The organism is Brucella sp. HL-2, from assembly GCF_025846885.2.
Lineage (GTDB): Bacteria > Pseudomonadota > Alphaproteobacteria > Rhizobiales > Rhizobiaceae > Brucella > Brucella quorumnocens.
In genome coordinates this window covers 549,880-561,609 of record NZ_JAOYTK010000002.1, presented here as the reverse complement: position 1 = coordinate 561,609, position 11,730 = coordinate 549,880, and the positions used below count along the sequence as shown (strand labels likewise).

The window sequence follows — 11,730 nt, the reverse complement described above, 5'->3', positions numbered from 1 at the left end:
GGTTCCGCGAAATAGTGCACAGAAAAAATCAGTGATGAGGTAAATGATAAGCTATTGATTTCACTTTGAAATATGGTGCCGCTTAGCAGACTCGAACTGCTGACCCCATCATTACGAATGATGTGCTCTACCAACTGAGCTAAAGCGGCCCGGAACCATAGTTCCAAATTCCCGAAGGAGTATCGATCTTTATATGACCGAACGGTGCGCTGATAACCAAAAGCATGCAGGAAAGCAAGCTCCAAAACGCATATTCTTCACGTTTGTTCAGGCCAATTGGAAACAAAGCCTCCATTATGCGTTACAGGAGGCTTTGTTATCTTAACGATGGCAATTATACGTTTCGACAGATACGGTTGCGAGCCTGCTCATATTCCTGAGCCAGTCGGCCAACCATCTGCGCTGCGGGTGCGATTTCCTTAATTGCACCAATGCCTTGTCCGCATCCCCAAATGTCCTTCCATGCTTTCGTGCCTTCCTGGTGGGCTTTGTCGAAGTCCATCTTGGATGGATCAGCCTCCGGCAGGTGATCAGGGTCCAGGCCGGATTTAGCAATGGATGGTTTGAGATAATTGCCCGCTATTCCAGTAAAGTAGTTGGAATAGACGATGTCAGCAGCGTTGGATTCGACGATCATCTGTTTGTAATCGTCAGAAGCGCGAGCTTCTGTTGTCGCAATGAATGGCGAGCCGATATAGGCAAGGTCTGCGCCCATGGCTTGGGCTGCGAGAATTGCCCCACCATTGGCAATCGCGCCAGAAAGGAGCAGGGGGCCATCAAACCATTCGCGAATTTCTTGAACGAGCGCAAAAGGTGAAAGCGCCCCTGCGTGACCACCAGCGCCTGCGGCAACGGCAATGAGACCGTCTGCGCCTTTGCGGATCGCTGAGTTGGCATGACGGTTGTTGATGACGTCGTGCAGTACTATCCCTCCGTATGAATGGATAGCTGCATTGACTTCAGGAACAGCGCCCAACGAGGAAATGACGATAGGGACTTTGTATTTCACACACAGACCAAGGTCATGTTCGAGCCGCTTGTTGGAGCGGTGCACGATCTGGTTAACCGCGAACGGAGCGGCTGGGCGGTCAGGGTTTGCGGCATTGTAGGCAGCGAGATCTTCGGTGATTTCGGCCAACCATTCGTCAAGCTGCGCTTCAGGGCGCGCATTGAGCGCTGGAAATGAGCCGACCACGCCTGCCTTGCATTGCGCCAGCACCAAAGCCGGATTGGAGATGATAAACAGTGGCGCTCCGACCACGGGAATGCGCAGCTTGTTTTTCAAAATATCCGGCAATGCCATTTCATCCTCCAAAAATTGACGTTTCCGTAAACGTAATATGTCTAGCACGGCTTTTGCCAAGAGCAACCTGAAAAATTGGAGAAGGTCCTGCGCAATATTAGTGCTCGCCATAAGGCTGTTTTGCTAAAGGTCAGGGGAAAATCATGCTTAAAGTTAATATTTGGTATCTTTGACAGTTCTCGCGGGTAGCCAAAATGGGTCTAGAACAGGTAAATGCCTTGATTCAGACGTTAATTTCGCTGAGGCTCATTTAACCGGCTGTGCCCGACGGACCCAGCCAACAGACGCAACCAAGGAAGAGCAGCCCTTTGGAAAGTATCGAACGCGCAATCAGAAATGCATTCGCAAAGTCGGACGCGCATAATCCGGCCACTCGTCAGCGCATTTATGAAGCGGCTTGGGGTGCGCACGAGCGCGCGTTGACGGCAAATGCTGCCCTTAGCGAAGATCAGAAGCAGCAGCGACGTCAGAAGATCAAAGATGCCATTTCAGAGATCGAGGCTGAGTTTAAATCCGGTTCTGTAGCAAATGCCAAGCGAGAGCCGTCGCTGGGTGCACCGGATTCGTCCGACCCTGTTTTGGGCGAGGATGCTTACGAAGCTGGTCCTGCGCTTGATAACGCAGATATCCGCTCGACTTCGAAAAAGAAAAAGCGTGGATCAGCCGATTTAGGTTACGAAGCGGGCGTCTCTCGCAAAGATCGCAAGAAAAAGCGCCGCTCACCACTTATCAGTGTCGGCATCCCGGTAATGGTCATCGTTATTCTGGGGTTGATTGGCTTCTCGCTTTACAACAGCTTTGCGGATTTCACGCGCGGTAATGGTTCCAGCCCGCTTTTGACCGATAATCGCATGGCGCCGATTAAGGAAGGTGAAGATCCGGAAGGACGCACATGGATCAATATTTTCACGCCTACCGAAGCAACGCGCATGTCAGTGCAGGGTAGTGCAACGGCCGAAATCATGCGCGAAGGCACCAACAGCTTCGCACGGGTTCTGTCGAAGGGCCCTAATGACAGTGTCACATTTGACGTGGGCGAAGGTGTGCTGAACCAGCTTATAGGCAAAAAGGCGACCTTTGACATTGTTGCCCGCAGTGACGATGGCAAGCCAACGCAGATGTCGGTTAATTGTGATTTCGCAGGTCTTGGTGATTGCGGACGCAGACGTTATGACGTGCGTGATTCCGTGAGTGATTTCCTGTTTGATCAGGATTTTCAGGCAGGTCAGTCCGCCGGTCGTGCAGGCAAGATTACGATCAATTCTGATCTCAGTGGTGCAGGCAAGCCTGTCGATATTTTTGCAATTCGCGTCACCACGGCTGCTGAGTAAAAGCATACTCAGCTCAGCAGTTTCTCCAATGTTTCAAGTCGATCCGCTTCGCGGGGTGGCTTGTCCCAGCGAAGACGTGAAAAGCGCGGAAAACGCATGGCAACGCCCGACTTGTGTCGGGTGGAACGGTTCAGTCCTTCAAAAGCAACTTCAACCACTAGTCCATGATCTGGTTCCGCGCGGACTGAGCGAACGGGACCAAAACGCTCAATCGTGTTTTCGCGAACAAACTTGTCGAGAAGCTTTAACTCCTCATCAGTAAAGCCAAAATAGGCTTTTCCTACTGGCACCAGAACAGGCTCGTCTTCGGGTCCGGTCCACACGGCGAATGTGAAGTCGGAATAATAGCTCGATCGTTTGCCATGCCCACGTTGGGCATAAACAATCACAGCGTCCACGGTGAATGGATCGCGTTTCCATTTGAACCACGGCCCTTTGGGACGTCCCGTAACATAGGCACTGTCATAGCGCTTCAGCATCACGCCCTCAATCACCGGGTGAGGCGGGTTCAGGCGCAGGTTTGCCAGTTCGCTGAAGTTGTTGAACGGCAATACGGGCGATAGATCGAACCTATGCTTGTCGAGCTTTTCAATGAAGCGCGTAAGTCGCGCGCGCCGTTCAGAGAAAGGCAATGGACGCAGGTCTTCCCCTGTTTGCTGCGTGCCCTCCTGCAAAAGATCATAGACGCGTATGAACGCGGGATACTCCTTTAATTGCTTTGCTGAGACGGTCTTGCGGTTTAGTCTCTGTTGCAAATCGGAAAACGTTGCAGTTTCAATGCCAGTTTCACCGTGATGCCCTACGAGCAACTCGCCATCAATCGAGCCTTCAAAATCCATGGCTTCGAGTATATCTGGAAAAGCACCTGAAATGTCGTCACCAGTGCGCGAATAAAGCCGTCGAACACCATTTTCCGATACCGCCTGAACGCGAATGCCATCCCATTTCCACTCGGCACTATAGTCAGATGGATCGAGCGTTGGAATTTCAGATTCATCAAAGGCAGTCGCGAGCATGACTGGCCGGAAGGGCGCATCGGTAGTGGCTACGGGTTTTGAACCATGACCTTCAAGCCATGCGAACAGCGCTGAAAAGGGTGGTGCCTGTCCGTGCCAGAGTTCTTCAATTTCGACGACCTCCACGCCGCCAAAATCCGCCAGCGCCTGTTTGGCAAGACGAGCAGAAACACCGATACGCAACCCACCTGTGACAAGCTTAAGCAGCGCGTATCGTTCTGAAATGCCTAGCAGATCGAGCCAGCCTGCCACAAGCAGCGGCCCCTCGCGGCGCGAGGCGTTTCGCAATTCATGCACGACCACACTGAGCGGCAAATTGGCACCCACTGGCGTTTCATTCGGACCGGGCCAGATCAGTGAAATAGTTTCGGCAAGATCGCCAACATAATCATAGGAATAGGCGAAAAGCGTGGGATCGCTGCGCTCGGCTATCAATGCGCGCAGCATCGCGGGTTTGACACTCTGCAGTTCCAGATCACGCGTGATGGCTGCGAGTGCTAAGCCACGGTCAGGATCGGGCGTGGTACGAAAATAATCGACCAGCAGCCGCAATTTGCCGTTGCGCTGTGGTGTGAGGACAAGCCGATCAAGGAGTTCAGCGAATGCGCGCATCAATCGCCCTCATCTTCATAGCCGACCAGATGCAGGGGGCGTGCGGGGATGCTTTGTAATTCACACCAGCGAACGAGGGCTTCTTCGCGCCCATGTGTGACCCAGACTTCTGCAGGCTTTATCTCGCTGATGGTTGCCGTCAGCTCGTTCCAATCACAATGATCAGAAATAATGAGCGGCAATTCTACGCCGCGTTGCTTTGCGCGCTGGCGGATACGCATCCAGCCCGATGCGAAGGCAGGCAACGGATCGGGAAAACGCCGCGCCCAGCGGTCAGAAAAAGCAGATGGCGGGCCGACCACGATTTTTCCTGCAAAGTCGGGCGAGGCTTCGCCTCGTTCAAGCGTTGCAGGTTCCAGCTGACCAAGCTCAATGCCTTGCGATTGATAATAATCGCAGAGCTTTTGCAGGCCGCCGTGAATATAAATCGGCTCATCATAGCCTGCATTGCGGATAAGCTTGATCACCCGCTGTGCTTTGCCGAGCGAATATGCGCCCACAAGATGTGCGCGCTCGGGAAACTGAACGAGTGACTTCAGCAAAGTTGCGATTTCGTGTGAAGCTTCGGGATGACGAAAAACGGGAAGGGCAAAGGTTGCCTCCGTGATGAAAACATCGCAGACAATTGGTTCAAACGGCGCACAGGTTGGATCAGCGGCGCGTTTATAATCGCCTGATGCGACGATCCGTGTACCATCTTTCTCGACTGCAATTTGCGCAGAGCCAAGCACATGGCCAGCACCGTGGAAGCTCACCCGAACACCATTGATGGTCAGTGTTTCACCAAGTAGAGCTGGTTGTGTGCTGTCTGCAAAATCGACGCCATAGCGGATCGCCATGATGTCGAGTGTTTCTTGCGTCGCAAGTACATGAGTATGTCCGGCGCGCGCATGATCAGAATGCCCGTGCGTGATCAGCGCGCGGTCTACCGGACGCACCGGATCGATATAAAAATCGCCGGGTGGGCAATAAAGGCCTTTTGGTGTGGAACGCAAGAGCTCGTCAAAACGCATGATTGATTAGATAGGTCAGTCACTTCTCCCTGGAAAGAGCACAGAAACCGGACTGCTGACAAAAAGAGAACAAAAGTGAACAAACATCTTGGCGGAAAGCGTTGCGAGCATTAGATTGGGGGAGTGACGCTGAACCTGACCCCGACTTCTGAGACTGCAGCTTTCCATCTGCCAGACCGTTTTGTGAAATGGTTTGCGGAAAAGGGCTGGTCGCCGCGCGCCCATCAGTTGGAGCTGCTTTCGCGTGCAGAACAAGGGCAATCCACGTTGCTGATCGCCCCTACTGGCGCAGGTAAAACGCTGGCTGGTTTTCTGCCCGCATTGGTTGATCTGGAGCGGAGTGGCGGCAAAAAGCCGGGTATGGCGAAGCGTGGTGTTCACACGCTTTATATTTCGCCGCTCAAGGCACTTGCTGTCGATATTCATCGCAATCTGACAGTGCCGGTTGAGGAAATGGGTCTCGACATCACCATCGAGACGCGGACAGGCGATACGCCTGCACATAAGCGCCAGCGACAGAAGCTGGCACCGCCTGACATTTTACTCACCACGCCGGAACAGCTTGCACTCTTGATCGCATCCAAAGGGGCCGAGCAGTTTTTCAAAGGTCTGCGCTATGTGGTGCTCGATGAGCTGCATTCACTAGTCATTTCCAAGCGCGGTCATTTGCTGGCGCTGGGCCTTGCGCGCCTGCGCCGTCTGCAACCGCAGCTGCAGACCATTGGTCTTTCGGCAACGGTGGCCCAGCCGGACGAATTGCGCCGCTGGTTGGTGGAGCAAGATGGAACAGAGCCAAAATCCGGTCTTGTGACTGTGCATGGCGGTGCCAAGCCTGAAATCACCATTCTTGATTCCGAAGAGCGTGTCCCCTGGGCGGGGCATTCTTCGCGCTATGCCATTCCGGATATCTACGAGGCCGTTCGCGCACACCGAACGACATTGCTCTTCGTCAATACGCGCAGTCAGGCTGAAATGCTGTTTCAGGAACTCTGGCGCGTCAACGAGGATACGTTGCCGATTGCGCTTCATCATGGATCTCTCGATGCCAGCCAGCGCCGCAAAGTGGAACAGGCCATGGCAGCCAACACCTTACGAGCCGTGGTTGCTACCTCGACGCTCGATCTTGGTATCGACTGGGGCGATGTCGATCTGGTCATTCATGTTGGTGCGCCAAAGGGGGCAAGCCGCCTTGCGCAGCGTATCGGGCGCGCCAACCACCGTATGGATGAGCCAAGTCGCGCCATTCTGGTGCCTGCCAATCGTTTCGAAGTGATGGAATGCCGTGCAGCACTCGACGCCAACTATCTTGGCGCGCAGGATACGCCGCCGCTGATCGATGGTGCGCTTGATGTGTTGGCGCAACATGTGTTGGGCATGGCTTGCGCCGAGCCGTTCAACGCCGATCAGCTTTATAGAGAGATTCAGAGCGCGGCCCCATATTCGAACCTTTCGCGAGAAATTTTTGATCGTATTCTCGATTTTGTGGCCACCGGAGGTTATGCGCTCAAAACCTACGAGCGCTTCGCCAAAATCCGCAAGACTGTTGATGACACATGGAGGGTTTCCAATCCGCGCATTGCGCAGCAATATCGTCTGAACATTGGCACGATTGTTGAAGCACCGGAACTGAATGTGCGCCTCACACGTGGTGGCAAGGGTGCCAATGCCCGTGCTGTTGGAAGAGGTGGTCGCGTTCTGGGGCGGATTGAGGAATATTTTCTCGAAACGCTGACACCGGGCGACACATTTCTTTTTGCAGGCAAGGTGCTGCGATTTGAGGGCATTCGTGAGAATGAATGCATGGCTTCTAATGCCGCAGGACAGGATGCGAAAATCCCGGTTTATGCAGGCGGGAAATTCCCGCTTTCCACCTACCTCGCTTCGCAGGTACGCGCGATGCTGGCGGATCGTTCGCGCTGGCAGTTCCTGCCGGAACAGGTACGGGAGTGGCTGGAACTGCAGCAATTCAAATCTGTTCTGCCACGCACAGATGAGTTGCTTATTGAGACTTTTCCAAAAGGCGGGCGCTTTTACATGGTGGCCTATCCTTTCGAGGGACGGCTCGCACATCAAACGCTCGGCATGTTGTTGACGCGTCGTCTGGAGCGCATGGGCGCCCATCCTTTAGGGTTTGTTGCTACCGATTACTCGCTGGGGCTGTGGGGCCTCAAAGACATGGGAGCAATGATCAGCGCTGGCAAACTCAATCTTACACGCCTGTTTGACGAGGATATGCTGGGTGACGACCTCGAAGCATGGCTTGATGAAAGCTATCTTCTGAAGCGCACCTTTCGCAATTGTGCCGTGATTTCGGGGCTTATCGAACGACGACATCCGGGACAGGAGAAAACAGGCCGTCAGGTGACGGTCTCGACCGACCTGATCTATGATGTGTTGAGAACCCACGAACCGGACCATATTTTGCTACAGGCAACCCGCGCCGATGCTGCGACCGGGCTTCTGGATATCAAGCGTCTTGGTGACATGCTGGCGCGAGTGAAGGGGCATCTTCTGCACAAGCCGCTTGATCGCATTTCGCCGCTGGCGCTGCCCGTCATGCTTGAAATCGGACGGGAACGTGTTGCAGGTGAGGGCGATGAGTTGCTGCTTGAAGAAGCGGCGGATGACTTGATCAGAGAAGCGGTAGGATGAACACAGCAGTCTGGGGAAATGGTGAAGCTTATAGTCTGGCGCATGCGGAAGTGCGCGGGGTTGCGACCATTTATGATCCCTGCGGTGCGCTCTTTCTGCCGGATCTGCACATGCTGGTGGTCTCTGATCTGCACCTCGAAAAAGGCTCGTCCTTTGCCCGACGCGGACAGCTCATTCCGCCTTATGATACAGCAGCAACACTCGACATGCTGGCAGCGGTCTTAGCACGCTATCAACCCCGCACGGTAATCAGCCTCGGCGACAGCTTTCATGATGCGAAGGCCAGTGAACGACTGCCATCGCTTTATGCTATCCGGCTCAAATCACTGATGGAACATCGCGAGTGGTTCTGGATCACTGGCAACCATGACCCCGACCGTCCGGCGGACCTGCCCGGTGATTGCGTTGAAGAACTTGCTGTTGGGCCGCTTACTTTCCGACATGAGCCATCGCGGACACTGGCGCAAGGCGAGGTGGCTGGTCATCTTCATCCCGCAGCACGGATTGTTCGGCGCGGACGCTCGGTGCGACGTCCGTGTTTTGCAAGCGATGGCGATCGGCTTATTATGCCCGCATTCGGTGCTTATACAGGCGCGCTCAACGTGCTCGACCGAGCGTTTCGCGGGTTGTTTGTCGATGCAAGCTTACGCGCCTATATGCTAGGGCAGGGCAAGGTTTACCCGATTGCACACGGCGCGCTGGTGGGTGGCTAGAGCGCCGTGCGCCCTCCTGGGCGCACAAAGGTCACTCTAACGCTCTATATTTACGGCATAATTTTACCTTAAACTGATTCAAGTTTAAGTAATTATACCGCAGTGGCCTGATTCCGACATTTGCATCCCTGGGATACAGGTGTCGGACAAATGTCGGAATCATAAAGACCACTAGCAAGTTTATGAATCTAGTGGATTTTCGGAGTTTGACGTTTGAAACAGTGTGTGTCAGTCGGGGTTCAAACATCAAATTCAATCCACTAATCTTTCTTGAACAAAATACGACCAGCCCAGCCGGTGAAAACAGCCAGGAACACCGCGAACAAACCATAGTAGAAGCTGTATTTGTGCGCGGCATCATAGATGCTTTGCTCGACGCCGGCCTTCACGATTTCAAGGCTGGCATTGGCTTCGCGCAGGAAAACACCGTTGCGGAACAAAAGCGCGCGTGCCCGATGGCGTCCGACTGGCACATTTGCTGACAGGTTCAGTGTTGCTCGGAACAATGTGCGCGAAATAAATTCCACACCGCCAATGCGCTGGCTATAAAGCCCTTGCCGCAGTTTCATCTCACGCAATTCATCGCCGAACTTCGGAATATTGCCCGACAGGCTCGCAGGGTCTTCCGGCCTCAGATAAAAATTGCGGACACCAACTGAAAGCTGGCGGTAGATTTTGTCATCCGCAATATCCTGCAAGTTGCGTGTCGAAGCCAAGGAGTAGGAAAGCGGGACACCAAGGAAGGTTTCAGAATCTGCATTTACCCAGACACCCAGATAGCGTTGTTTTTTGCGTACGACCAGATCGCGCGCTGGTCCTTGCAGAACGACGATAATGTCGTAGCGTCCCTGCCGTTGGATCATCGGATCGGCATTATCAAGCGCACCAAAGATCGTGAGATCCGTACCGCCAAAATTAGAGGTAATGGCGATCGTTTCGGTTGAAAGGCCAATCTCGATGGTTTCTTCAGCCGGGTTTTGGAGTTGCGGCACACCATTGCCATCACCGATGGAGTTGATCTGCGCTGATACTGGCGTTGCTGCAAAGCCGAGTAGCAAAGCGGATATGAGGCTGAGTTTCCTCATGTCATATATCCGCAATGGTGATCGAGAATAGATTGTCTGGCCGCACAAAAAGGCCGAATGCAAGACGCAGGCCTACAGCGAGAACCAACAAGGCCAGCAATAGGCGCAGCTGTTCGCCACGCAGTTTCTGGCCCGCGCGCGCGCCATATTGCGCACCAATCACGCCGCCGAGCATCAGGAGAAACGCCAACACAATGTCGATGGACTGGTTGGTTGTCGCCTGCATCACGGTGGTGAATGCTGTGACAAAGGTGATCTGAAACAGCGATGTACCAACCACAACATTGGTGGGGACATGCAGCAGATAGATCAGCGCAGGCACCATGATGAAGCCGCCGCCGACACCCATCACCGATGACAAAAGGCCGATAAAAAAGCCGATGCCGAGCACAGGAATGATGCTGACATAAATGGTTGATGCACGAAACCGCATCTTGAACGGCAGCTTATGTATCCACGTGTGCTGACCCGGACGGCGGATTGCGCCTGCCTGTCCTTTTTTTACACGGCGAAGCGCACGCACGCTTTCAACCAGCATCAGTCCGCCAACCGTGCCGAGGAAGAAGACGTAAAGGATCGAAACGATCAGATCGAGCTGTCCTAAGTCTCGCAACCACGAGAACACGAAAATACCGAGTAGTGACCCGACTATACCACCCGCGACCAGAAAAAGGCCGAGCTTGATGTCGAGCGTTCGCCGCTTGAAATGCGCAAGCGCTCCAGACACCGATGAAGCAATGACCTGATTGGCGCCTGTGGCCACGGCAATTGCCGGTGGAATGTTATAAAAGATCAGCAAAGGTGTGATCAGAAATCCACCGCCAACACCGAACAATCCTGAAAGAAAACCAACGGCAGCGCCCATGCCGAGCAGAACCAGCATGTTGACCGATAATTCCGCAATGGGAAGGTAAATACCCAATTCCGAACCCGGTTTTTACAACGCACAACACGCAGCCCGTTGCGGTCGCGCCATGCCGCAAGGTCTGTCTTGAAGCCCCAGAGCAGATTTCGATCTCACTGAATCGATCGACGCTCTAATCGCTTGTTTTAACGCGCATCTTAGTCGTGAAATCGTTTCTGCACGTTTAAGGATGCGTTCTAAAGGTCTTGCTCTCTCAAACAGGGGAAGTCAAACCCGGATTGAGAATAGAGTTACTTTGAACGATAATGAGAAAAGAAAATGGCACATTGTTGTTTGTGAACAACATTATGCCCCTCCGTGCTCCATAAAAACGTCATATTCTGACGGCGCGACTTGGAGTGCGTACCTTGTCCGGAAGGCCGTTTTCCCTTTTCGGGATGTGCTGATTATTCGTATGAGCCTTGCCGGTTGCTCAGTACAATATTGATGTGTTCTTTCGGGGTAATAATTGAATGCGTCGAAGACGGATAGAATTGCGCTTTGATTGCAATTGGGTCCGATATTTTATTATCGATGAGGCTGCCGTTCTTTATCACATAAAGATATGGATTGGTAATGCTTGCACTATAGGCTCCTGCAAACTTACTCCCGGATGTGATGCCGAACGAGGTCGCTGCATCAGAATAATAATGCCCATTCGTGACAGCCCAGTCTTCTGTCGGAGCGGAGCGCGCCATCGAGGTTTTTTTGCCGTCCGGCGTTGAGAAATTGAGATTGTACGAAAGCGCCATATAGATATTTTTTAGTTCTGAATTTCCGGAAAGAACTTTGAACAGCGACTTATATGGGTGGATTTCTTCAGCCGGAATGAGACGGCCGTCCAATGACGATATCTCGAAATCAATCGCATCCCCTTGGAAGCCTTTGACATCCTTGTCCAGTGCAAGGGGTATTTTAGCAATTATGCCATTTTCCATCTCGTTATTTACATGCAAAAGCATCACATGGCCCCCTTGTTCTAATGATTAAATAATGAGTGGCGGCAATTGGATTCAAGCTGTTACTTCTGGCAGAAAGTAAATCCGTTGATGGACCGTTTTGCAGCGGTTAGCGACGTTGACACTGTGGAAAATCTTTGTA

General features: G+C 53.0%; 9 protein-coding genes and 1 tRNA gene. 3 read left to right on the top strand and 7 right to left on the bottom strand.

Features of this window, described 5'->3' with window-relative positions; translation table 11 throughout:
- Window positions 1-73: 73 nt before the first annotated feature.
- A tRNA-Thr gene (locus tag OIV19_RS05810) sits at window positions 74-149 on the bottom strand.
- A gap of 185 nt (window positions 150-334) precedes the next feature.
- Window positions 335-1,303 (bottom strand): NAD(P)H-dependent flavin oxidoreductase, encoded by a 969-nt coding sequence (locus OIV19_RS05805; protein ID WP_264230954.1) that lies wholly within the window; start codon window positions 1,301-1,303, stop codon window positions 335-337.
- Between the two features lie 308 nt (window positions 1,304-1,611).
- Between OIV19_RS05805 and OIV19_RS05800 the strand changes: the two genes are divergently transcribed.
- On the top strand, window positions 1,612-2,634 hold the full coding sequence (locus OIV19_RS05800; RefSeq protein WP_264230953.1) for a hypothetical protein: 1,023 nt from the start codon (window positions 1,612-1,614) through the stop codon (window positions 2,632-2,634).
- 8 nt (window positions 2,635-2,642) lie between these two features.
- Here the strand turns inward: OIV19_RS05800 and OIV19_RS05795 are convergent, their stop codons facing one another.
- Both OIV19_RS05795 and OIV19_RS05790 read right to left on the bottom strand, forming a co-directional pair.
- The gene (locus OIV19_RS05795; protein ID WP_264230952.1) at window positions 2,643-4,262 is read right to left on the bottom strand and encodes a cisplatin damage response ATP-dependent DNA ligase; all 1,620 of its coding nucleotides are present in this window, start codon (window positions 4,260-4,262) and stop codon (window positions 2,643-2,645) included.
- Window positions 4,262-5,275 carry a ligase-associated DNA damage response exonuclease gene (locus tag OIV19_RS05790; protein WP_264230951.1) on the bottom strand — a complete coding sequence of 338 codons (1,014 nt, stop codon included), beginning with the start codon at window positions 5,273-5,275 and terminating at the stop codon, window positions 4,262-4,264. Before OIV19_RS05790 ends, OIV19_RS05795 begins: the two co-directional genes overlap by 1 nt.
- Before the next feature lie 123 nt (window positions 5,276-5,398).
- Here OIV19_RS05790 and OIV19_RS05785 point away from each other — a divergent pair, with 123 nt between their 5' ends.
- Together OIV19_RS05785 and pdeM are read left to right on the top strand one after the other, a co-directional pair.
- A complete protein-coding gene (locus OIV19_RS05785) occupies window positions 5,399-7,927 on the top strand; it encodes a ligase-associated DNA damage response DEXH box helicase (protein WP_264230950.1) in 2,529 nt (842 codons plus the stop codon).
- Window positions 7,924-8,640, top strand: a complete 717-nt coding sequence (gene pdeM / locus OIV19_RS05780; RefSeq protein ID WP_264230949.1) for a ligase-associated DNA damage response endonuclease PdeM — start codon at window positions 7,924-7,926, stop codon at window positions 8,638-8,640. Before OIV19_RS05785 ends, pdeM begins: the two co-directional genes overlap by 4 nt.
- 260 nt (window positions 8,641-8,900) lie before the next feature.
- Here the strand turns inward: pdeM and OIV19_RS05775 are convergent, their stop codons facing one another.
- From OIV19_RS05775 to OIV19_RS05765, 3 genes are all read right to left on the bottom strand, one after another.
- Window positions 8,901-9,725, bottom strand: a complete 825-nt coding sequence (locus OIV19_RS05775) for a TIGR02186 family protein (protein ID WP_151091642.1) — start codon at window positions 9,723-9,725, stop codon at window positions 8,901-8,903.
- A gap of 1 nt (window position 9,726) precedes the next feature.
- Complete coding sequence (locus OIV19_RS05770) at window positions 9,727-10,608, bottom strand: sulfite exporter TauE/SafE family protein (RefSeq protein WP_235901760.1); 882 nt, start codon at window positions 10,606-10,608, stop codon at window positions 9,727-9,729.
- A gap of 428 nt (window positions 10,609-11,036) precedes the next feature.
- On the bottom strand, window positions 11,037-11,591 hold the full coding sequence (locus OIV19_RS05765; protein ID WP_264230975.1) for a hypothetical protein: 555 nt from the start codon (window positions 11,589-11,591) through the stop codon (window positions 11,037-11,039).
- Between the last annotated feature and the right edge of the window lie 139 nt (window positions 11,592-11,730).

What these genes read in the sequence shown, in the direction of transcription:
- OIV19_RS05805 (WP_264230954.1), bottom strand. Translation starts at nt 1,303, where the DNA reads ATGGCATTGCCGGATATTTTGAAAAACAAGCTGCGCATTCCCGTGGTC.
- OIV19_RS05795 (WP_264230952.1), bottom strand. Translation starts at nt 4,262, where the DNA reads ATGCGCGCATTCGCTGAACTCCTTGATCGGCTTGTCCTCACACCACAG.
- OIV19_RS05790 (WP_264230951.1), bottom strand. Translation starts at nt 5,275, where the DNA reads ATGCGTTTTGACGAGCTCTTGCGTTCCACACCAAAAGGCCTTTATTGC.
- pdeM (WP_264230949.1), top strand. Translation starts at nt 7,924, where the DNA reads ATGAACACAGCAGTCTGGGGAAATGGTGAAGCTTATAGTCTGGCGCAT.
- OIV19_RS05775 (WP_151091642.1), bottom strand. Translation starts at nt 9,725, where the DNA reads ATGAGGAAACTCAGCCTCATATCCGCTTTGCTACTCGGCTTTGCAGCA.
- OIV19_RS05770 (WP_235901760.1), bottom strand. Translation starts at nt 10,608, where the DNA reads ATGCTGGTTCTGCTCGGCATGGGCGCTGCCGTTGGTTTTCTTTCAGGA.
- OIV19_RS05765 (WP_264230975.1), bottom strand. Translation starts at nt 11,591, where the DNA reads ATGCTTTTGCATGTAAATAACGAGATGGAAAATGGCATAATTGCTAAA.